Raw genomic sequence first — 23,565 nt, 5'->3', positions numbered from 1 at the left:
TCCTGGTGTCTATGGCGCGGTGGAACCACACTGATCCCTTCCCGAACTCAGAGGTGAAACGCTGCTGCGGCGACGATAGTTGAGGGGTTGCCCTCTGTCACAATAGCTCGATGCCAGGGCTAATATTCAACAAAAAACCCCTTAGCTTTCATTATTGCTAGGGGGTTTTTGTTTTTGATGGTTTACTTGCCTAAGATAACTTCAGTTCGCCACCGGGAGAACCATAAAAAATCACCCATGTAGCAAAATCATCAGTAAAGTTCATGAACCGATGATCAACTCCAGCTGGTACAAAAATTACATCATGGGGTTGAAAAGAATGTTCTTTACCATTTTGCTCAAAAAAACCACTGCCAGAAATCACAATGTATAATTCATCCTGAGCGTGAGGAATTTGCCTGTCCTCTTCCTGGGGCGCATAGTAACGTAATTTCATGCTGCCATGAGAGAAAACCAGAGCGGAAATTTCTTCAGGGAGCAACTGCCTTTGACGGGCGAACTCAGTTGTGAAATGATGTGATGTGGTTGTGGGTAGGAACAATTTCAGACCTCCAAGTTTGATATTGATCTAAACCAGTTTGGATTTTTGAATTTTCTCAAGAGTGGCTATACTGTTTGTAGTGTATGAGGTAAGCATTGTGCAATGCTAGACCGAGTCAAGGTTTGGAACTGCTCAAAGGGTTGCTCATTCAAACTCAAGCAGCAGTCGTCAAGAAATTCTGTAACTAAGGGAATTTTAGAAGTTGCTAGTTGTGACCAAATACAACTGGTAAGCTCTGGCATGATGGGATAACCCAATAGAGCGAGTCCTTTTAACCACCAGTACGCTGCGGTTGGTGAATCCTCAATATTAGCAGGATACTGAATCCATTCTAACAACTGCTCGGCGATCGCAGTTGCATGGAGATGATTATCCGAGATTGCCTGGTCTTGTTGAATGTAAAAATCCGCAATAGCAGAGATAAGCATATTCATGGTATCCTCAAACTGATAATCTAGCGGTGATGTCACAGAACGCAATGCAGCAAAGGCTAGAGTCAATTTGGGATTGAGTTGTTCCACAAGAATCCGATTATATAATGACAAAAATGCTTCTATATCAAAGTTCTTATCAGGAACATCAGGTTGATTTAGTGATAAGTAAAGTCGTACACCATCACTATTGGCAGGAGTTTTGGTAACAATATCAGAAGCCCATATCACGTGTCGCCGACTCGTAGAAAACTTTTGACCTTCTAAATTAAAAAAGTAGTTAATTAAAAATCCATCATCAGCCTTATAATCATCTAATACTTTTGCTATTAAATTTTTGCCAAAGGCTTGAGCGAGTACGTTATCAATGCCGAAACTACAAATAATTTTCACAGAAGAAGACTTGCGATAAGGATTCTCTTGTTTGCCAGTCAGTGACGCATATAAATCTCCGTGCATCAGATTATAAATATATTCGGTCATAAAGCTGGCAATAGCTCTTTTTTCACCTCCTAAATCAATATCAATTCCCCAATCAAAGTGATGAGTCAGTTTAAACCATCCATCTTGTTTCTCGATGTGTTTTTGGATAATTAAACGTACTGATTCAGAAAAATGATATCGATCAAAATCGGATAATGTTAACGGAATGTTAGAAGTATTTAAACAAAGTTGACGTACCGGACGAAATTTAACCGTCTCCCCTGCCACAGAAACCTGATTTAAAATTGCATCAGGATAAAAATATCCCCCACAACCCTCACAGGAAAAACCTCCCATACCTGCACCACATTCTGGACAGGTTCCTGATACAGCATAATCTGGTAAAAAGCGATTTTCACGTTCAGAATAAGGAGAGTATTCATCAATCAAACGAATGACACCCTTAGCCTCCAGAACAGCAAAAATTTCTCTATGTTTTTGCTCATAATGATCACACCATTCAGGATCTAGTGGATTAGTAAAAACATCATGGAGGATATTCATAGCTTGTAAATCCTCTTTAATTAGAGAGTGATTCTCTGTGGCTACCTCCGCCGGGTGAGAAACTTCAATTTCGGCACGACGAACAACATAGGAATTATAGGCATCAATCCCAAAAATAGTTGCTGTTGAATGACCTTGACGACGGCGATGGCGTGCGACTATGTCTGCACTTAAGTAAGGACCAGAAATATGTCCTAAATGCAGTCTTCCATTGGCAGCAGGATTAGAGGGAACAAACAAGTAATCCTGGGTTTGAATAGGAGTTTGGAAAATCGTTTTCATGTCCAAAATTTAATCAATCAAAAATGAAGTTCGGGTCTTGTTTTTAGTTGGAAATAACCTGAAATAGCCGATTAGCAAATTATAAGCAACCAGATAAGATACAGATTTATCTGCTCTTAATAGCTATTTTGTATATAATTACTAGTTGGTATTAATTTTGTTAATGCCATACGAGCGATCGCTGGAGCAAGACGGACTCCACGACCATTTCCACCAGTAGCAATAAAAACTTTTGAAAATCGATTATGTGGTATTATTACTGGTTCAGAATTGGAACTGTAACAATCACAAAAAACATCTCGATCGTCATAGTAATCAAGTAAATTCGGCGCATAGCGTTCAAGAATTATACGCCCATTGTGTCGATCCGCATCAGAAATCAGCAGTTTTTGATCTGGTTGAATATCCCACTCATCGGAACGAATACTAAACAAAAATTGCTCATCAGTAGGCAGTAAGAAAGCATCTTCTTTTGGAAAAAAGATCACTGGACAATTAGCAGTTGGGGACACATCAAGCCGCATTGTGACAATTTTCTTGTTACGACAGCTAACCTCAACACTTGAGCGTGTCATTTGGTGGGACAGTGACCAAGGTCCTAAAGCTAATAATACCCGTTCTGCGTTAATCCCAAAGACTCGATTTGTGTTCAACCATAATGTCTCGTCTGGCATGATTTGTGCAGACTCAATGCCTGTATATTCAAGACAAGTGACGTTGGCAAATGCCTGTAATTTCCTAACTAAAGATTTAATTAATCCCAGTGGTTCTATGTGCATCACATCACCACCATACAACAGTCGATGGGCATTTGTTAACTGAGAGAGTGGTAGCGAGAACCGGGGATCATCTGGCTTAACTTCAGTAATTGTACGAGTTGTATCGGGGATGGGATCTGAGGAATCACCAACATAAATGATTGGTAGTTGGCGAATGGGTAAAGTAGGATTCTCCCTGGCTAAATGAAGATAAAACCTGTCACTTTCGCTGGACAACTCCCCTACCAACCCTGTGCTGGCAAGGGTACTGGATAGCGCCGCAGCATAATGTGAAGCACCTAAACCAAATTCACCTCGATCTATCAGAGCTATTCTTATACTTGGATGGGCGATCGCTGCTTGATAAGCTGTCAAGACTCCAATAATTCCCCCGCCAACAATGCACAAATCATATCCGGGATGAGCAGTTTGTTCAGCAGTGAATTCTTGAACCTTCATTTAGTCCACCAACAGCAGTAAATTACCAAATCTTCCTCACCAGTATTTGTCACCTGATGGGATTCTTGGGAATCATAAAAAAGGTAGTCACCTTCACAAATTTCTAATGGCTTTTGATTGTAGTATAAAATACCCTTGCCTCTACCTACAATCCATACTTCACGCACATCATGACAATCCGTAACTGAGGTTGCCCCAGGTTTAACAATAAACTGACCAGTCAAAAAAGGTGCGAAATCATTCCCATCGCGCTTGAGTTCCGCATCAAAAAAGCGGACTCCTTGAGCATTTGACCAAGTTGAAACGTAAGGAAGCTTAGGAAACTCAACAGCTTGATTGAGTTTGTCTGTAGGAACATCTGGGAGTAATTGTTTTTCCTGTGCTTTAATCATGATCGTAGTTCAAAATGAATTAACTGAGTTTGTGATCACATCGGAGAAATTTCAATTTCTAGCTGAGAAACGAGGCCATCGAAGATGTCACTGAGATTCTCTTCCAGGGGACATTCAGCAATCAGATATGCAATTTTGTACTGTTCATAAGCTTCCGTTGGGGGACGCATGATGCTACCGACTCCAGCAATCTGTGTAAAGTCCCTTGTATTAGGATGCTCGCAGATTTTTTCTAAACCATTGAGGCGAGTAATCTTGCCAGGACTCGGTGGAGCAATCACCCGTGAACCTACACGGCGTGTAAAACTTTGTGTGTAATCTTGCTGTTCAAAAGGAACACGCTTACCCTGAATCACATAATCCAGTAACAGCCGATAAGGTTGAATTTCCCCAGAAGATGCCATTGGTATTAAGTGGGAATTAATACACTCTCCACCTAGTCTAGCCCCGATTTCCAGAATCCGTAATCCATGGGAAGTCACCATAAAATCAATATGAAAACCTCGCCAATTAATACCTGTAGCCTTAATCACCGAATGTGCCATTTCCCTGACTTCAGCCTGAAGTTCGGGTGCAAGAGTTGAAGGTAATACATTTTCGTACTGTAACTGTAGTCCTAAATCAATACGTTTATCGATAATTGCAAACAAATATATTTCACCATCAACTACCATTCCGGCGATGGAATGTTCACTACCGATGAGCATTTCTTCGAGTAAGTCACATTCTCGGTACTTAGCGTACAATCCCCCCTGCGAAGGTGCGTTATAGTTACAAAAATGCTCCCAAATATCCGCTAGATTTTCAGGTGATCGCACAGCTACAATCCCGCGCCCACCCGAATTACCCGCAGGTTTTAATAGAGAAGGTGTACCAATCCTGTTGATTGCATCTTCAAATGAATCTAAATCCACAACACAAGCGTATCTCGGATTATACTTACCCCCAAGCTCCTCAAGCAATTGTCTGGTTGCTGACTTGTTACGAGCGAATCGATTTGCTGCAAGTTCACAAGTAGGAAGATTTAACTTAGCTGTGAGATGACTAGTTAATTCCTCTTCTCGGTCTTGCCAACCAATTACACCACAGATGCTCAGATTTTGCTCATTTAGATAATTAAGGATACAATCAGTAGAAGTTTCGTAATCGCTTAACGGAGCATAAATATTGTGTGAAAAGCCGTAAGATTCAAACAGTGCCGGGGTATCAGAAGCCATGATAATTTCATAGCCCCCTTCTCTAGCAGTGGTGATTTCTGCAATGCGTTCCAGGGTTAATGCCCGTGTCCCTAAAAACAAAACCAGTGGTTTAGATGCAGATTTAGATAAATTTTGCTGAGGAGTTAACATTTATTTACCAAGGGCGAAAAAGCAACTGTGTAGAAGCAAGAACAACTCACAAAAGTTCACAGCTTAAGCGGAAAGCCTCTCTATAATCTCGTAGGCAAGGGTTTGATGTGCATGATCAGACTGAAGTTCCCAGTCAATTAAGCCATCGTATTGAGAGCGTGGATACACCATACGACCTACAAGACTATTAACAATAATGGCACTCCGCCATGCCATCAAACTCAGATTCGGATCAGCAACTCCCCGTTGTAATCGTGAGCAGTTTTGAGTGTATATCCGATTACTATCTGAACCATCCCATTTCACAGAAAAGTCAGGATTAATTACAGGCTGTCCTTCTCTCCACTCCAAACGATGGCTGAGAGACTTCAAGTAGTCAGGGATACGATACTCAAAACCCGTTGCCAAGATGATCACATCAGCATTTAGTTGTACACTCTCCAATTGACTACGTACAATTAAATGCCAACTGTTATAATCCCGTCGTAATTCCCACAATCGTGCATTAGGAATCAGTTTAGCAATGTTGGGAGATTGTTCCAGAAACTCCAGTTGGTATAATCGCTGATAAATTGAACTTAGTAAGCTTTCAGTAATACCATCACTAGCAAGTGTTTGTTCTGCCACTAAAGTTTTTTGAACTTGTTGCGGTAGTCCATAAAAGTAGTCGCTGTAACGGGGTACAAAATATTCATTTGTAAAGGGTGAATCGTCAATTGGCAAGAAGTTCCGACGGGACGATATCCAGTATACCTGCTTGGGAAGGGCATGAGAATTGGACAGTAACTCAGAAACAATTTCAGCTCCACTTTGTCCACCGCCAATCACTGTTACTCGCTTACCAGCGAACTGAATTTTCTTCTGTAAATAGTGGATAGAGTGAAAAACATCATCCCCTAAGTGTGGGCGAGCGCAATCAGGGACTTTGGGAGTTAAGCCTGTACCTAGAGCTAGGTGGCTTGTAGCTATAGTTTTTTCTGAAGTGTGAACAATAAATTGCTGTTTTACATCATTAAACTCGATATCCTCTACCTTCTGGTTAAAGTTGAGGTGAGGAATCGACTGACTTACCCAGCGTAGGTATTGATCAAATTCCTTGCGCTTCACACTGGAAAAGCGAGCTGTGAGAAATCGATATAGCCGACCACGTTCAGCAAGAAAGCACAGAAAAGAGTAGGGATTAGATGGATCAACCAGTGTAACTAGGTCTTTGAGAAAAGAATTCTGAAGATTTGCATCGGGAAACAACATACCTGAATGCCAAGACAATTCCTTGCGGGCATCAAAAAATTCAAAATCAATATACTTGACTTTGTGGTATAGCAGGGCGGCAAGACTCAGGTTAGAAGGACCGATACCAATGCCACAGAGATCAATGGTGTCTCTATCAGTCCCCGATTGTTTGTACATGAATTAAAGCACCTTATCTGAAACACAGGAATTTTTGTAATTACTTCGTACAGCAGTTTATAAACATAATCGTGCGAGTCCGACATGAAAATTGCTGTAATTGTGAGTAATGACTAACAGTTGACACGTTTTTCGGTAAAATCTTGAGATTATTAGAGATACCGAACAAATTGATTATTTTCATCAACTAAGATGGCTTTCGGTTCTAAAGTTTTTGCTGACAGTTGAAACCCGATAATAATAATCTCATGACCAACTTTAATCAGATGAGCAGCAGCCCCATTGATACAAATAGTTCCAGATTCTCGTTTCCCTGGAATTGTGTATGTCTCCAGTCTTGCCCCATTTGTATTGCTTACAATCATAACTTTTTCCCCTGGTAAAATACCACTCTTTTCCATGAGTAATTCGTCAATTGTAATGCTGCCAATGTAACTAACATCAGCTTCTGTCACTGTAGCTTTATGAATTTTAGAACTCATAAACCAACGCATACCAACCACTGGTGGATGAGAAGAATCAGTTAAACTATTCTTGAAATGCGCTGCTACATCGCTCTCATTTTTACTGGCGTTAATATTCGTGTTTTGTAACATGAGGTCTAACAGGTTTTGCTGGTCTTTATAACTCATACTTTTGATGTTGGATAAAGCGTATTGATGATCCCCAACCCAATTTATACAATTAATTTATACAATTAATTTAATTTACATAAATCACAATTGAGGAATATGAAAAAATTTCATATCTTTAAATCACCGTTAACTATAATATAATTTTGCTTTTTGGATACTTTATTCACTATTTCTTTAGATTTATAGGTATAGGTAAGAGCATCTTAACAATTCTTTGCCAAATGAACTTTACGTGAGTTGCCTACCCAGAGGACGATTCAGGCATATTTGAGTAGAATTTGCCATCTCAATTGTTAAGCAACAATCGACCAAATATGAAGAGTTATTAACTATTCTGATCAGGTAACAAAGTTAATTATTAATTACATATTTTTAGAAGTAGGTTCTGCAATGAATGACAACAGAGCTAAACTTCATCAACTAAGAACAAAAGTTTCTTAGAGGAGATTATTGCCTACTTTAAATAACCTTTTTAACTTGAAGCACTTGTATAAAACCGCAAAGCAAACCGCCAAAACCAAGTAGAAACGAAAAATAACACCACAGCTAAAAATACAGCACCTATTAACCAGGTTAACTGACCTTCACCTAACATTGCTTGCGCGGGAACTGTAGTTAAAAATGCAACTGGAACTACAAAGGTAAAGAAAACTCGATAAGCTGCGGGATAAGCTACAATCGGATATCTACCCGCTTCTAATAAACCTCTTAATACTTCAGTAACATTGTATATTTTCACGAACCATATACTTGTAGAACCTAACATAAACCATAGGCTGTAAAGAATCACCAAACCGCAACCTAAAGGAAATATACTCAATAAATAATCATCTATTGCTAAACCCAGGCGTTTACCTGCATAAGCAATGATGATACAACCAAATATTAAATCTGGTAATCCCCAGGGTGATAGGGTGTGAGTTGAAAGCCAAAATTGACTGCGGATGGGTTTTAATAATACAAAGTCTAATGTCCCTTCTTGCACATGACGAACTATGCGGTTGAGGTTGGGAGCGAGGAATGTAGCTGAAAAACCTTGCAGGAGGGTGAAAATTCCTAAAACTATTAAAGCTGCATCCCAGGACCAGCCCGGAAAGGTGTAACCTGTGCGATAAAATAAGAATAAGCCAAAAATACTACCCGCAAGATTGCCTAAGCTGCTCAAGGTAGCTATGATGAAGTTGAGACGATACTCCATCTCTGCCGAAATGGCTGCGCTCCAAAAAAGTCTGATTACTTTCAGGTATCTTTGCATTTTTTTTTGTTTAACTTCTTACCCACTGCATTTACAGCGATTTTCAGGTAAATGAACCACATTTTTTAATCTCACGCAAAGACGCAAAGGCGCAAAGGAAGAAAGGAAGATAACAAGAAGGATGTGGTACAAATACATGAAAACTGCTGTAAGATAACTTTATCTCAACTTCATACTGTTTTTTAATTTTGCTGATTGCATAAGGTTAAGATGTTAGATCCCAATTTTAGGGGGGAGCATCCCAATTTTGAAAAAATAACCGCAGCAACACCAAAAACTCTCTTAAACTCTCTTCCCTTTGTGTCCTTTGCGTTCTTTGCGGTTCATTCATATTAGGACTTTGTAGCAATTCAAAGATTACCAAAAAATCAAATTACACATTTGGGATGCTCCCCTTTTAGTATGAGTCTGATTTTATGCACGTTGTTTGATGGCAATTTGCATTTTATCAAAGAAAATAGGGTCAATAAAGGTTAAAATCTCTTCCTGAGGAACTATAAAAGCTCTTATGGCTAAACTGTCTAACGAATTACAACGCTATTTTTTTGAAGAAGAACGTCCTGAAAAAGTAACTTTGGCAGATATTTTGTTATTAGCTGGGGAAAGAATTTTTGGGTTTTTGCTGGTTATTCTGTCTTTACCTTCTGCTTTACCCGTTCCCGCACCTGGTTACTCTGTTCCTTTTGGTATTCTAATTTTTATTTTGGCGGTACAGTTGGTTGCAGGTGCTAAAACTCCTTGGCTACCTCCTAAAATGCTAAACCATCAAATTCAACTTTCTACGGTTCAGGGGTTTCTGAAAGCGGGACTGCCTTGGTTGCGAAGAATTGAAGCGATCGCTCGTCCTCGTCTTTCTTATATTTGTACCACATTACCAGGTAGAGTAACTATTGGAGTGGCGATCTCTCTCATGGCTATTTCTATGATGATTCCCATCCCTGGTACTAATACTTTACCAGCTATGGGCATTTTTGTTACTGCTTTTGGTTTGTCTGAGGATGATGGTGCTATTAGTTTAGGTGGTTTGGTTCTGTGTTTGATGGGGGGAATTTTAACTACTTCTATTTTACTGGCTTTGGTTTGGGGTGGTTCTAGTTTATTGGATGTAATTAAAGCTTGGTTAGGTAGGTGACAGGTGACAGGTGACAGGTGACAGGTGATAGGTGACAGGTGACAGGTGACAGGTGACAGTAAGCAGGGGAAGTTGGGGAAGTTGGGGAAGTTGGGGAGGAAAAGATGTTTACTAATGACTAATAACTAATAACTAATGACTAATGAAAAATCGTTCTAATTATTGGTTACTTTTACCCTATATCCGCAAGCAATGGGAAATTATTGCTAAGGGATTTGTGGGTATTATAGGCTATGTTTTAGCGACTTTAACACTGATTAATCTTGCAGGTAAATTAGCAGTTCCCTTTGGACAGGGTAATGTAGTGGCGATCGCTCAATTAACGGGTGTTTGTGCTGTAGTATTTCTTGTGCGGGGTTTTTTTCAATCTGTTCAAGATTTATACATGGCTAAAGCAGCTTTAAGGGTTGCTTTTTATCTCCGTCAACAGGTTTACTCACACTTACAAAAACTCAATCTCAGTTATTTTGAAACTGCCAAAGCTGGTGATTTATCTTATAGGTTAACAGAAGATGTAGACAGGGTTGGCGAAGTTGTAAATAAGGTGTTTCATGATTTTGTTCCCTGTGTTTTACAACTAATTGCCATTCCCATTTACATGATTTATTTGAATTGGCAACTTACCCTAGCTACGGTAATTGTAGCGCCAATTATGGGAGTTTTAATTGGTTGGTTTGGGGAACGTTTACGCAAATTTTCTCTCAAAAGTCAAAACCGTATTTCTGATTTATCAGCTATTTTAACAGAAGTTTTTAGTGGGATTCGTTTAATCCAAGCTTTTGCAGCAGAAACTTACGAAATTAATAGATTTAGTCATGAAGCAGAAAGAACTTTAAAAGCTAAATATTCCGCCGAAAGATTAAAAGCAATTCAAATTCCCATTGTGGGTTTTTTAGAAGCTGTGAGTGCTTTATCTTTGTTGATGGTGGGAGCTTGGCAAATTTCCCAAAATAATTTAACGGTAGGTGAATTTTTCAGTTATTTAGCAGCAGCAGCTTTGCTAATTGATCCTATCGGTCATACTACCAATAATTATAATGAATTTAAACAAGGTGAGGCTTCTGTTGATCGGGTTTTTGAGTTATTAGCTATTCAACCCACAGTATTAGAAAACCCAATTTCTATTACCCTTCCTGATGTGAATGGTAAAGTTGAATATCGTGATGTAAGTTTCTCTTATAAACCCGGTGAACTGGTATTAAATAATATTAGTTTATTAATCAATCCTGGAGAAGCTATTGCTTTGGTTGGTGCTTCCGGTGCTGGTAAAACTACGTTTGTGAATTTATTACCAAGGTTTTATGATCCTGAATCTGGAGATATTTTTATAGATGATGTCAATATTAAAGATGTGACATTAAATAGTTTAAGAAAACAAATTGGTATAGTTCCCCAAGAAACAATTATGTTTTCAGGAACTATCGCCCAAAATATCGCTTTTGGACAAGAAACATTTGAGATGAAAGCAGTAGAAGAAGCGGCAAAAATCGCTAATGCTCATCAATTTATTATGCAACTACCCGAAGGTTATCAAACTTGGGTAGGTGAAAGAGGTGTAAACTTATCAGGAGGACAAAGACAGAGAATAGCGATCGCCCGTGCTGTACTCTTAAATCCGCAAATTTTGATACTGGATGAAGCGACATCAGCCTTAGATTCCGAGTCAGAAGCCTTAGTACAGGAGGCTTTAGAAAGATTAATGTCAAATCGCACGGTGTTAATTATTGCCCATAGATTATCAACAGTGAGAAAATGCGATCGCATATTAGTGTTAGAAAAAGGGCAAATTGTCGAATCAGGAAATCATGAAGAATTGTTAACATTAGAAGGAAGATATGCGCGGTTTTATGCACAACAATTTAGTTAAGTTTACTTGATTTTCACTAGATTGAACCCGATCCAAAGCTTGATATCCATGAGAATACAAGCCTTGGGTGCAAATATTCCCTATCAATTTTTGTTGATGTTACCTTATGCGATCGTAATTTTGGCATTAGTCATGAAGAAGAGGTGACAGGTGACAGGTGACAGGTGACAGTAAAAAGGCAACAGGGAACAGGGAACAGGACGGAAAATAGGGAAAAATAAAATTGATTACCCAGTCACCAATCACCAATCACAGTTACCTAGCTTACCAAACTAACACTGTTGACAGTAGCTAACATGACAACAGTACATGGAAACTATATATTACCTTGATAGAGTAAGACTGCAAACTTTTTCAACATAAACACCCCATACTAGATATAATTTCCTATAAGTTGAAAAAACTCTTAAGATTAGCGTAAACATTACGCCTGTCTAAAACTGATTAGCTGACAAACACATTAGGAGGACTATCTATGGCGCTTGTACCTATGCGGCTACTTTTGGATCACGCTGCTGAAAACGGTTACGGGATCCCTGCGTTTAACGTTAACAACTTAGAGCAGATTCAAGCAATCATGAAAGCTGCCGATGAAACAGATAGCCCTGTAATTTTACAAGCTTCTCGCGGCGCTCGTAACTACGCTGGTGAAAACTTTCTGCGCCACCTGATTTTGGCTGCGGTAGAAACCTATCCTCATATTCCCATTGTCATGCACCAAGATCATGGTAATGCTCCTTCTACCTGCTATTCAGCTATCAAGAACAACTTCACCAGCGTGATGATGGATGGTTCTTTAGAAGCTGATGCTAAGACTCCTGCCAGCTTTGAATATAACGTTGCTGTCACCAAAGAAGTTGTCAATGTTGCTCACTCTTTGGGTGTGAGCGTAGAAGGCGAGTTAGGTTGTTTAGGTTCTTTGGAAACCGGTGCTGGTGAAGCTGAAGATGGCCACGGTTTTGAAGGTACTCTGGATCATTCTCAATTGTTAACCGATCCTGATCAAGCAGTTGAGTTTGTAGAAGCTACCCAAGTAGACGCTTTGGCTGTTGCTATCGGTACTAGCCACGGTGCTTATAAATTTACCCGTAAACCCACTGGTGAAATTTTAGCGATCAGCCGCATTGAAGAAATTCACCGCCGCTTACCTAACACCCACTTGGTAATGCACGGTTCTTCTTCTGTACCTGAAGATTTAATTGCATTGATCAACGAGTTTGGTGGTGCTATTCCTGAAACCTACGGTGTACCTGTTGAAGAAATCCAAAAAGGTATCAAGAGTGGTGTTCGTAAGGTAAATATTGACACTGATAACCGTTTGGCTATCACTGCGGCTGTACGTGAAGCTTTGGCTAAAGGTCCCAAGGAATTTGATCCTCGTCATTTCTTGAAGCCTTCGATTAAGTATATGCAAAAAGTTTGTGCTGACCGTTATCAACAGTTTGGTACTGCTGGTAATGCAAGCAAGATCAAACAAGTTTCTTTAGAAGAGTTTGCTGCTAAATACGCTAAAGGCGAATTAGTAATGAAAGCTGCTGCGAAAGTTTAATTTCTAATTTTTTGAATTTTTCTCAGCAATCAATAGGTTCTAGCTAGGCTATACCCATATATAAATAAACCGGGGGCGTTTATGTTTCCCGGTTTTTTATGATCATAGATACCCAACTTCTTTGAGAAGTCGGGGATCTAATTTGCTAAAAGACTCGATGCTGTAAAGATGGCATTTGACGGCGCACTTGTTCTAATCTGGTGGGTTTAATTTCGGCGATCGCCACTCCTGGTTTATCCCCCGCATCAGCTAAAATTACACCCCAAGGATCAATAATCATGGCGTGTCCGTGGGTTTGACGACGGGCATAGTTAGTACCAGTTTGAGCAGGTGCAATGACATAACAAGTATTTTCAATTGCCCTGGCTTGTAATAATACTTGCCAGTGGTCTTTCCCTGTAAAAGCTGTGAAAGCCGCAGGAACAAACACAACATCGACTTCCTTATCTGCTAAATGCCGATATAATTCTGGAAAGCGGACATCATAACAAATAGAAAGTCCAATATTACCCAAGTTTTCCGAAAAATAGATTGGGGGTAATTCCTTACCAGCCATAACGGTGCTAGATTCTTGATAGGTATTACCATCAGGGACATTGACATCAAATAAATGTGCCTTGTGGTAGCGAGCAAGTTCTTGACCATTAGGATCAATAAGTAAAGCCGTATTGTAAACTTTACCCGTGCTATTTACAGGTACAGGAAAGCCGCCGCCCAGGATAGTAACTTGAAAGCGTTGCGCCATTTTCAAGAGAAATGTTTCTGTTTCTTGAGAAATGACATCTGCTTGGGCAAGTTTATCCTTTTCTTCCCCCATAAAAGAGAAATTCTCTGGCAAACCTACCAACTCAGCACCCTGACGGACAGCTAGATCAATAAATTCTTCTGCTTGTGCCAAATTTTTCTCTAGATCAGGCACACTGGTCATTTGAATAGCGGCGGCTAAATAAGACTTCATAAATTCAACAGCAAACAGTGGATGACGGGATAGATTTTCAAATATAGCCGTAGACAGAGTAGTTAGGACATCAATGAATCATGAAACTCTCACTCTAATAGGGTTTTACTCCTGACTCCTGGTATATATCGGTCTATACAGAATATCCCTAGCGTCTTATCTTAATATTCCTGTTGATTCTAGGAAACTATTTACAGCTATTTTCAGGTTTAACCCATTTTTAAGTGCTGTTTTAAAGTCGGTGGCAGATTTTTAGCTGCTTCTAGTCCGTCCACATCTTCCCAGTTAGTATTTTTATCCCAGCGGATATAACCAAACAATTCATCACCAAAGTTAGCACCAATCAGGTATGCACCGCTAAGGTTAGCACCTCTCAAATTAGCACCACTTAGGTCTACTCGGCTCAAGTCTGCATCTTGCAGGTTAGCATTACTTAAATCTGCACCTCTAAGATCAGTACGAATCAGATTAGCACCGCTGAGGTTAGCGCCACGCAAGTCTGCTTGAATAAGTTTAGCTCCTATCAAGTAGGCATGACTGAGGTTTGTTTGCAATAAATAGCTGCGGCTAAGTTCTGCACGGCTGAGGTCTGCTTGACTCAAGTCTGTGCCACTCAGGTCTGTTTGAAAGAGATAAGTAGCTCTAAGATGTGTCGCACTGAAAAATTGTCCCACTATACTTTTAAAACTATCTCCCCGCAAGCAATTACAGTAGTTAATCAGTCGCTGCAAATCTGATGTTAAATTATCTCCTTGGGTTTCTCCTGATGGATAGAAAATTATGTATTCTTTTAATACATCATGTTCTTGGGCATATCGCTGTATTTCTAACAGCAAAATCATTACATTCAAACCTGCATAGATATCTATTTGGCGTTGACCTAAATTTTCAATCCTGTCATTTTCGCTGTATTGTTGTAATTGTCTCAGCTTGGTTTGGGCTAAAGTTTCTTCTGGGGTATCAATGAATTTTCCTTGACACCAGTTATTGTAAAAGTTCTCTAACACCTTAAATAGATTAATCCAATATAAATCGGGAACTTGTGTGAGTAACCCAATTACATATTCAACTATTTCTGGGGTAATTTTCCCAAATCCTAGCAAATCATAAATTTGCCAGTTCATTTCTTGAATTTGCTCTTGATCATCAAGATTAAATCTTGACCAATATTGTAGCGATTTGGTTAACTTTTCAGCAAACAAAAATTCACTAAAAGTTTTCTGATAACATTCAATATTGTCTTCTTGTTTTTGAGCAGGAATAAAGTAGAACTGATTTAAGGTTGCGGGAATATCTATTTGTGGTTCTTGTAACCGGGATTTGATCATTGACATAGAACCAAATACACCGCCAGACTGGACAACAGCAACAGCAGTTTCTGTGAGAAGATTTTGTAGGTATGATTGGTAATTTTGATGTTCTTGATTATTAACTTCGCTATCATCTAAAGTGAGTTGTTGTTTGGCTATTAACCAATTGAAAAACTCTTGCAAAATGACGACTTTCGCAGTTTTTTTATTAGCTTGTTCTAATTCATTAAATGCGAAGGTTTCATCTCGATACATCAAGGCTAATAAATGCAGATAAAGTGGTTCAAATGCTAATTTTTTAATGGTTGATGGACATTTTTTACTAGATAAAAAATCCGCTAAATCTATTTTTCTCCCGTTGTTTTCTGGCAATAAAGCCCATTTGTTTAACCATTTTTCTTGGAGTTTTATATCCATTTCTAGGATTTCTACTCGCTCTAAATTATGGGGTAAATTAGGAATATATTGTAAAATGTTTATTCTGCCAGTAATTAATAAACGATGCCCCATTTCAACTTGATTTTTACATTTCTTTTGAAATGCGGCTACTTGTTGAATAAATTCCTCTAAATCAATATCAATGTGCAAATCATCAAAACTATCCAAAATAAATATAAATCGCGTATTTTTATTATACAATAAATTCTCTTTAGTCTCGTTAGTTTGATGGCAACTAACTTTTAATTCTGCTTGCAAAGTTTTCTCTAAAGAAAAAGCAGAGGAAACAGCATCAATATCTTTTAGACGAATTAAAATTGGTGTCCATAAAGGATGTAAATGTTGCCGTACCCAGTCAGCAAACATCTGACAAAAAACACTTTTACCCCTTCCTGGTTGACTTTCTATCAACATTACTTGTTCTAATTTTTGTTGATTGAGGATAACTCCTTTTGCCCATGTTTCTACATCTAAGGCATTATCTAAGGCATTGACTTTTTGACCGCAAGGTTGGACTGTGAGAGGAATATAAATATCTTTCCAAGAGTAGCTTTGATCAAATACTTTTGCTAATGGCTGTGTTGCAATATGTTCTTTCAAATATTCGTCAATACCTGTAATTATTTGTTGCTCTTGCTGCAAGTTTACACAGGAATTTGTAATTAAAGCTGGGATGTGATCACCTACATCTATCAAGGAATTAATAATATAGCGGTGAGTATTAAAAGCAATTCTTTTTGTCAGAAGATTGACTAAAAACTTTGTGATGTTTGGGGTTACTAATCTAGCTGATAATATTTGATTAAATGCTGCTGCTAACTCTGATTCATGAAAACAGGAAATTGTATTTTTAGCAGTTTCTTTATCAAATTCAATATCATTAATAATCTGCAATTTTGTTTTAAATTCTTCCAGGTTATCTAGGTGAGTATCCCAATTTATGGATGGGTATAAAGCCAAAATATCTCTGATGCTTTGTAAATAAGCAGCTTGGCTAACTATTAATACAAAGTCTTCTAAAGCAGGAGATTCTTGAGTTATATCAGCGTATAACTTTAACAAGTTAACACCAAGAGATACATAAGATAACTCTTTACCTACTATCTCTGCTAACGGTAAACATAGCACATCTAATAATGAAGATGAGTTTTCTAGTACAGGTTTGATGACTTCTAAACTGATATTTTGTTGGTCAATACTTTGTGTCGCTGCTAAAATTGCTTTACCTGTATCTGCTGTGGTATTCAGACTAGCTTGTACTGAAAAAGATTGTTGCAATTGTTGCCAAATTTGCGATAAAGTTCTGGTCATTAGTTTAAGGGGGTTAATTTACTAATAATTATGTAAAAAATGTATTTTTTTTACTAGTATATTGGCAAATATAGATAAAATTAGTAAAAAAATTACTTTATTTTTACATAACCTGAAGTTGTATATATCACAAGCTAACCTATAAATAACTGATCTATTACAGTAATATTAACTATGTTTAAAGTTAATGTGATACTGGTAAATTTGGTGAGTTATTTAATAATTTTACTGGCGGTTAATCCAAATACCCCTTAAACCAGCCTTTCTAGCGCCATGATAGTCATCTGTAATGCTGTCGCCAATGTGCCATGCTTCTTCTGGTGAACAGTTATGACTTTGCAAAGCTATGTTAAAAATTTCCGGATCTGGTTTAGCTGTACGGACTTGGGTAGAAATGGTAATAGATTTAAAATAGTCTCTGAGTCCTAAGCTTTGTAATACTGAGTATAACCGAGAATCAAAGTTAGATAAAACACCCAAGTCAACTCCCAACCGTCGCCAGTTTACTAAAGCTAGGGGTACATCTGGATAAACAAACCAAGGTTCAGCAGTACCAAAGTGTATATAAAGTTCGCTAAAAAAAGCTGAAAAATCAGAAAATTCCCTGAGTACCCCTGCACCTTCAAAGGTATTGAGGGCGATGATCCGCCACCAGTCAAATTCTCGTTGGGGGATATCTTTAATATCTGGATCAAGAAATATTGATGGTGGTGCTGCTTTAAAGCTTTTAAAAAATTCTTTATTTAAAATTTCTGGGGCAACTGTAACGCCAAATTCCTGGGCTATTTGACTATAAATTGCCCCTACACTACCTTTAACACCAAATAGTGTACCTACAGCATCTAAAAAAATAACTTTTGGTTTTTTCATAAGAAGTTCAGGTGACAGGTGACAGGTGACAGGTGACAGTAAGAAGGCAAGAGGCAAAAGGGAAGAGTTTATTCTTACCAATCACCAATCACCAATCACCAATCACCGATTACCTATTTTACTGAGAAAGTGTTTTAATGATCGGACTAACTAACCAATTAAACCCGACTTTTAACTGATGTTCTAAGGTTGGTAATCTGTATAAATAAGCTAACCGACGGGCGATATATGCTAAAGAACCATCTAGTTTCACACCTAAACCTGTGAGGGTGGCGTTGTCTATTCCCAAGGCCATCATTTCCCCTAGTTGTTGATAGCGGAAGGGAAGTAAAGGACGATTTGTTAAAGATGCCCAAATGTTCCATGCTGTATAATCTGCTTGTTGAAATGCTACTTGGGCGGTTGCAGGTACTTGTTTTTCTTCTGCATCTTTACAGTCTGCTAAGTCTCCTAAAGCGAAAATTTCGGGATGTTCTAAGACTTGTAATGTGGTTGTAGTGGTAATTTGTCCGCGTTGGTTTTGCTTGAGGGGTAGATTTTTTACTACTGGGGAAACTCTTGTACCTACTGTCCAAATTACCAAATCTACAGGAATTTCATCTGTTTGATTTTTATACTCCAGGGAAATGGTATTTTCTCCTATTGATAATACTTTGGTTTCTAAATCTATAAACACGCATCTAGCATCTAAGGCTTTTTTGGCGGCTTCGCGGTTAAATTCTGGGGAATTTCTTAAAATTTGATCACCGATTTCAATCAGGCGAAATCTGCCTTTTTCTCCTAGTCTATCTGCTAGTTTACAAGCTAATTCTACGCCACTGTAACCACCGCCAACTATGGCAACACGAATTTTTTCAGGATTTGATGCTTCTAAAATTCTCAGGCGTTCTTCTAGGTGATAAGCATCCGTTATGGTACGGAAGGGGTAAGCATTGTTTACTGCACCGGGTACTAAATCTAGGGGTGTTTCGCCGCCTAATGCTAATACTAGGCGATCGTAGTCGATTTTTTGCCCATCTTGCAATTGTACCTGTTGTTTGTCGGTGTCGATTTCTGAGACGGTGGCTTGATGAAAACGTACTCCTGTACCTTGTAGCAGTTCTTGGTATGGTGGAGCTATTTCCCAGGTTTGTAGTTCGCCGGTGAGGAGTTCGTAAAGTAGGGGCGAGAAAATAAAGCGATCGCTCTGATCTACTAAGATGATCTCAGGTTTGGGTGTATTTTCCCACGGTAACTGGCTTAAACGTAAGGCGGTGTAGAGACCACCAAAGCCTCCACCTAGTATACAGATTTTTGTAGTTGTTTTTGTAGTTGTTTGTGTCATGGTTTTGCTCAAAGGCTAAATTCTAGCAGGTTGATTTATTTTTAGTGTTATTCTTAGTGTAATGATTTATTGTGATATGGACTTGAATCAGATACGCAATTTATATCAAAAGCCATAAGGTAAAAGACTTTTCACACTGTCACCTGTCACCTGTCACCTGCTATATTACTTTCTCTTGCCATTAGCCAACAATCCTGATATTTACCTTCGTGTAGATCATGACATGGTAACAGCTTAATTTTCACAAACCCACATTTTTCATAGCAGCGAATAGCACGATGATTTTTGACGTTAGGATCAATTACTATTGTCAACGCTTGCAGGGTGTTAAATATATATTCTATCGCTAAAGATAACACTTTTGTCCCAATTCCCTGATTCCAATATTGGGTTTCACCAATAAATAAGTCAATCCCATAGACATTATTTGTATATTCTAAAGAATACATTTCTCTGATATGTTCTGGTAATTTATTCATTTCATAATATTGTAAATAACCAATGTCTATATTTTGATATGAGAAAATACAGGGAATAAGCGGTTCTTTTCCTAATATTCTGGGTTTATAGGTTTTGACAACTTTGGCAAAATCATAAGGTTCATCTCTTCCCCCATAGAATTCTAATACTTTTTCATCTGTGCGCCATTTTTCCATTAATAAATAGTCATGTTTATGATTTTTCATAGGACGAATTTTTATTTCGTCTTTGATAACTAGCATAGGTGGTATTTCTAGAAATGCTCTTGGTTTCGTTTGTTCACAAGGGCGGGAAAGACTTGTAATGAGCGGTTAGTGAGCGCAGTCGAATTATGTCGAAGTATGCCCACCCCACAAGTATTATTATAAGGGATAATGGTCTGAAAAGTACAGGATTTTCGGATGTTTTTTCATGTTTAAAATGAGGTACACAAGGGCGGACAAGACTTGTAATGAGCGGTTAGTGAGCGCAGTCGAACTATGTCGAACTATGGCCAAACCACAAAAATTATTATTAATGTTTGTACTTTATTAATCGAGAATATACTGTAGTAATAATCAATTATTAAATGTTTACAAAGTTACTTTTCCATCCCATCTTTCAATAGTTTTGTTACTAATTCCCGGTATTTTTTCTAAGTCTTGTAAAGATGTAAATTTTTGCTGTTGACGGGCAATTATGATCCTTTGTGCTAACTTTTCACCTACTCCTGGCAGAGTTTCTAATTCTGCTTGTGTTGCTGTGTTGAGATTAATTTTTTGATTATTAAAATCGGGAATAGATGATTGAGTTTTTATTTGCGGACATTGTTGTATTTGCTCATCAATTTTTGATTTTATTCTTGACGGTAATCCTGGTTTTATGGTAGTATAAAGACGGTCAAATTCACGCTGAAAATGTGCAGCTACTTGAGGATTTTCAATAATTAATAAAGTTTCATCATTATTATGATTTGCTGCTTTTGACCAATTATGAGAACCTGTAATTACTGTTTGGTTATCAATAACGGCAAATTTATGATGTAAAAAATCACCTGTTGCTAATGTGGGAACTCCAACGGTAGTAATGGGATTTTTCCAAGGACGGTTATCAACTTCATATTTACAATTTTCACTTAAAGCTAAACCCATCATATCTAAAGCTTCACTGTAGTAACGATAGGCAAATTGTGGTTCAATTAATGCTCTAATTCCTACATTTTGATTATGGCGATTTTCCAGGATATTGGCAATTCTTTGCTCGGAAAATACAAATAATGCCATATCTATATTTTTAGTTGATTTATCTAGTGTTTCTGAAATTAAACCATTACTAGAATTATTCCAAGGTTGAGTAGGGGAAATGGGGGAAAAGTTGACGGTAATTTGATTATTAACTAAGGTGATTTTTTGGGGTTGACGTATTGGTTTTTGCAGTCCAAATTTACTATCTGGTTTTCCTCCTGGTCCATCACCCCACATAATATTAAATTCTTCTGTAAATAAGTTTGCTAATTCTGGACTGTCAATTTTTAATAAGTTATTGGCATTACCTAAGCTGCTAGAATTGCTAATATCTCCTGATGTATCACTTAAAGTAAAATTGGCAGAAGTAATCATCACAAAACGATTATCAACAACGATAAATTTATGGTGCATTAAACCACTACCAGCAGAATTATCTGCGGTGTCATCTATCCAGGGAATTTTGCTATTTTGGATAATGACTAAAGCATCACGTTGACTTATTTCCTCTGGTGTGATTTGATTGTCTTGGTTGATATCAACAAATTTTCTCAATTCGTTGTATCTTGCTTTTTCTCTTGGTTCTAGTTTTTGAACTTCTGCATCTGTTAAACTACTCCAAGGACGAGAATAATTATTATCTAAAATTAACCGAACTTTAACACCGGATTTTTGTTTTTCTGCTAATGCTTGGGCAATTTTTGGTAAACGTAATTCTTGGATTGCTATATCTATGGTAGATTGGGCTTGGGAAATAACATCAAGAATCTGTTTTTCTAAGTCATCTCCTAGACGGGTTTGTTGTCGGTAGGTTTCTTGATATTCTGAAGCTTGGGAATGATTGAAGTAAACTTGAATTAATGGATCTTGGGGTAATGGTGCTAACCTTTGATTTGAAGATGTGACTTTTTGACAACTGGTGAGGGTAAATAAAAATAAAAATATATAAGATGAAAATTTCAGATGGGGCAAAATAGACATGAGAATCTGATACAAATAAATAAGGGATAGTTAGGGAAGTTAGGAGTTATGTACAAGTTATGGAGGAACGAACCGCAAAGGACGCAAAGGACGCAAAGTAAAGAGGTTAGAGAGGAATTTTTCGTGAGTTCTGATCAAGTGAAAAATTCTGACTCCTGACTCCTAATAATTTATTATTGCCCATAATAGGTGCTAAATTAGCAAAATTATTGATTTTATGCAAATTTATCTAGATTACAGTGCTACTACTCCTACTCGTCCTGAGGCGATCGCTGTTATGCAATCAGTTTTAACTCAACAGTGGGGTAATCCTTCTAGTTTACATGAATGGGGCAATCGTGCAGCTTTAATTTTGGAAACTGCCCGGATGCAAGTTGCAGGTTTAATCAATGCTATTCCTGAATCAATTATTTTTACTTCTGGGGGAACGGAAGCAGATAATTTAGCGATTATGGGTGTGGCTCGATGTTATTCTGTACCGCAACATATTATTATTTCTAGTGTGGAACATTCTGCTATTTCTGAACCGGTGCGAATGTTAGAAAGTTGGGGTTGGGATGTTACCCGGTTGGTTGTAGATGGTAAAGGTAGAGTTAATCCTGAAGATTTAAAAGCAGCTTTAAGAAATAACACAGTTTTGGTATCTGTGATTTATGGACAAAGCGAAGTGGGGACGGTTCAACCGATTATAGAATTAGGAAAAATTGCTCAATTAAATGGCGTTTTGTTTCACACAGATGCAGTACAAATTGCCGGACGTTTAGCGATAGATGTGAATACTTTACCTGTTGATTTATTGAGTATTTCTAGTCATAAATTATATGGTCCTTTGGGTGCTGGTGCTTTATATGTGCGTCCAGGGGTGGAGTTAATACCACTTTTGGGTGGTGGTGGACAAGAGAAAAAATTGCGTTCTGGTACACAAGCAACTCCCGCTATTGCAGGTTTTGGGGTTGCTGCGGAGTTAGCGGGAAAAGAGTTGGAAGGGGAAAGAATCAGATTAATAAAATTGCGCGATCGCCTATTTTCTTTATTAGAAAATGTCCCCGGTTTAATTCCTACTGGTGATATGATTCATCGTTTACCCCATCATCTGAGTTTTTGTTTAGAATATGCAGATGGGGAAAAAATCAGTGGTAAAACTTTAGTTCGTCAGTTAAATTTAGCAGGAATTGGTATTAGTGCGGGTGCTGCTTGTAATAGTGGTAAATTAAATCCTAGTCCGATTTTATTAGCAATGGGATATTCTCAAAAAGCTGCTTTGGGGGGAATTAGGTTAACATTAGGAAAACAGACAACGGAAGCGGATATTGATTGGACTGCGATGGTTTTAAAACAGGTTTTACAGAGGTTGGTAAATGTGGAATTGGTAAGAGGTTGATTGTTAGAATTTCTTGTCTGAATCAGGATGTCTGGTTACTGAGCGAAGTCGAAGTACAGGATTTAAGGATTTACAGGATTTTTTATTATATCCTTTAATTCCTGCCTGAGAATAAGCTTTAGCTTTAATTTACTAGGATATTCATTTAAAATAATCAATAAAAACTACTTTCTGCTAGTGAACTCAATCCCAATGCAAAGCTGTTTTACCTATTGATGAACTTTTATAAATAGGTTGCATCA

Annotated in this window: 18 protein-coding genes, 1 rRNA gene and 1 pseudogene; 6 read left to right on the top strand and 14 right to left on the bottom strand. The window is 38.0% G+C overall.

All coding sequences use genetic code 11. The annotated features are described in order from the left end of the window. Position 1 precedes the first annotated feature (1 nt). Positions 2-119 (top strand): 5S ribosomal RNA (gene rrf / locus IQ237_RS18580). A gap of 71 nt (positions 120-190) precedes the next feature. Here the strand turns inward: rrf and IQ237_RS18575 are convergent. From IQ237_RS18575 to IQ237_RS18540, 8 genes are all read right to left on the bottom strand, one after another. Next, on the bottom strand, positions 191-541 hold the full coding sequence (locus tag IQ237_RS18575; protein ID WP_228020469.1) for a cupin domain-containing protein: 351 nt from the start codon (positions 539-541) through the stop codon (positions 191-193). A 65-nt stretch (positions 542-606) separates the two neighbouring features. Further along, positions 607-2,241: a class I tRNA ligase family protein gene (locus IQ237_RS18570; RefSeq protein WP_194057785.1), complete on the bottom strand. Its 1,635-nt coding sequence runs from the start codon at positions 2,239-2,241 to the stop codon at positions 607-609. A 116-nt stretch (positions 2,242-2,357) separates the two neighbouring features. Next, positions 2,358-3,458 carry an FAD-binding oxidoreductase gene (locus tag IQ237_RS18565; protein ID WP_194057784.1) on the bottom strand — a complete coding sequence of 367 codons (1,101 nt, stop codon included), beginning with the start codon at positions 3,456-3,458 and terminating at the stop codon, positions 2,358-2,360. Beyond that, on the bottom strand, positions 3,455-3,850 hold the full coding sequence (locus tag IQ237_RS18560; RefSeq protein WP_194057783.1) for a cupin domain-containing protein: 396 nt from the start codon (positions 3,848-3,850) through the stop codon (positions 3,455-3,457). Before IQ237_RS18560 ends, IQ237_RS18565 begins: the two co-directional genes overlap by 4 nt. A gap of 35 nt (positions 3,851-3,885) precedes the next feature. Then, positions 3,886-5,199, bottom strand: coding sequence for an ATP-grasp domain-containing protein (locus IQ237_RS18555; protein WP_194057782.1), 1,314 nt, complete (start codon positions 5,197-5,199; stop codon positions 3,886-3,888). Positions 5,200-5,262: 63 nt separating this feature from the next. Continuing rightward, a complete protein-coding gene (locus tag IQ237_RS18550; protein WP_194057781.1) occupies positions 5,263-6,609 on the bottom strand; it encodes a lysine N(6)-hydroxylase/L-ornithine N(5)-oxygenase family protein in 1,347 nt (448 codons plus the stop codon). 152 nt (positions 6,610-6,761) lie between these two features. After that, a complete protein-coding gene (gene panD / locus IQ237_RS18545) occupies positions 6,762-7,241 on the bottom strand; it encodes an aspartate 1-decarboxylase (RefSeq protein WP_228020468.1) in 480 nt (159 codons plus the stop codon). Positions 7,242-7,716: 475 nt separating this feature from the next. Then, positions 7,717-8,499, bottom strand: coding sequence for an ABC transporter permease (locus tag IQ237_RS18540; RefSeq protein WP_194057780.1), 783 nt, complete (start codon positions 8,497-8,499; stop codon positions 7,717-7,719). Positions 8,500-9,007: 508 nt separating this feature from the next. Here IQ237_RS18540 and IQ237_RS18535 point away from each other — a divergent pair. From IQ237_RS18535 to fba, 4 genes and pseudogenes are all read left to right on the top strand, one after another. Beyond that, the gene (locus IQ237_RS18535; RefSeq protein ID WP_194057779.1) at positions 9,008-9,631 is read left to right on the top strand and encodes an exopolysaccharide biosynthesis protein; all 624 of its coding nucleotides are present in this window, start codon (positions 9,008-9,010) and stop codon (positions 9,629-9,631) included. Positions 9,632-9,773: 142 nt separating this feature from the next. After that, entirely contained in the window at positions 9,774-11,498 is a 1,725-nt protein-coding gene (locus tag IQ237_RS18530) for an ABC transporter ATP-binding protein (protein ID WP_194057777.1), read from the top strand. A 6-nt stretch (positions 11,499-11,504) separates the two neighbouring features. Beyond that, positions 11,505-11,645, top strand: a pseudogene (locus IQ237_RS18525) (ABC transporter permease); the annotation flags it as partial. A gap of 328 nt (positions 11,646-11,973) precedes the next feature. Beyond that, the gene (gene fba, locus IQ237_RS18520) at positions 11,974-13,047 is read left to right on the top strand and encodes a class II fructose-bisphosphate aldolase (RefSeq protein ID WP_096567579.1); all 1,074 of its coding nucleotides are present in this window, start codon (positions 11,974-11,976) and stop codon (positions 13,045-13,047) included. A 145-nt stretch (positions 13,048-13,192) separates the two neighbouring features. On the opposite strand, the gene IQ237_RS18515 is transcribed toward fba, so the two are convergent. The 6 genes from IQ237_RS18515 to IQ237_RS18490 all read right to left on the bottom strand — a co-directional run bounded on the left by IQ237_RS18515 (position 13,193) and on the right by IQ237_RS18490 (position 21,942). Further along, the gene (locus IQ237_RS18515; protein WP_194057775.1) at positions 13,193-14,005 is read right to left on the bottom strand and encodes a carbon-nitrogen hydrolase family protein; all 813 of its coding nucleotides are present in this window, start codon (positions 14,003-14,005) and stop codon (positions 13,193-13,195) included. Positions 14,006-14,214: 209 nt separating this feature from the next. Then, positions 14,215-17,064, bottom strand: coding sequence for an NACHT domain-containing NTPase (locus IQ237_RS18510; RefSeq protein ID WP_194057773.1), 2,850 nt, complete (start codon positions 17,062-17,064; stop codon positions 14,215-14,217). A 225-nt stretch (positions 17,065-17,289) separates the two neighbouring features. Beyond that, a complete protein-coding gene (locus IQ237_RS18505; RefSeq protein WP_194057771.1) occupies positions 17,290-17,934 on the bottom strand; it encodes an HAD family hydrolase in 645 nt (214 codons plus the stop codon). A gap of 118 nt (positions 17,935-18,052) precedes the next feature. Beyond that, positions 18,053-19,258: an NAD(P)/FAD-dependent oxidoreductase gene (locus tag IQ237_RS18500; protein WP_194057769.1), complete on the bottom strand. Its 1,206-nt coding sequence runs from the start codon at positions 19,256-19,258 to the stop codon at positions 18,053-18,055. A 146-nt stretch (positions 19,259-19,404) separates the two neighbouring features. Next, complete coding sequence (locus IQ237_RS18495) at positions 19,405-19,980, bottom strand: GNAT family N-acetyltransferase (protein ID WP_194057767.1); 576 nt, start codon at positions 19,978-19,980, stop codon at positions 19,405-19,407. Positions 19,981-20,310: 330 nt separating this feature from the next. Next, the gene (locus IQ237_RS18490) at positions 20,311-21,942 is read right to left on the bottom strand and encodes a DUF655 domain-containing protein (RefSeq protein ID WP_194057765.1); all 1,632 of its coding nucleotides are present in this window, start codon (positions 21,940-21,942) and stop codon (positions 20,311-20,313) included. 217 nt (positions 21,943-22,159) lie between these two features. Here IQ237_RS18490 and IQ237_RS18485 point away from each other — a divergent pair, with 217 nt between their 5' ends. Continuing rightward, positions 22,160-23,323 (top strand): cysteine desulfurase family protein, encoded by a 1,164-nt coding sequence (locus tag IQ237_RS18485; protein ID WP_194057763.1) that lies wholly within the window; start codon positions 22,160-22,162, stop codon positions 23,321-23,323. Positions 23,324-23,565: the final 242 nt, after the last annotated feature.

Origin of the sequence: Sphaerospermopsis sp. LEGE 08334 (assembly GCF_015207205.1) — a bacterium.
In the GTDB taxonomy this organism is placed as follows: Bacteria; Cyanobacteriota; Cyanobacteriia; order Cyanobacteriales; family Nostocaceae; genus Sphaerospermopsis.
Note: the sequence above shows the minus strand (reverse complement) of the source record. Positions and strands in the feature narration are given on the sequence as shown.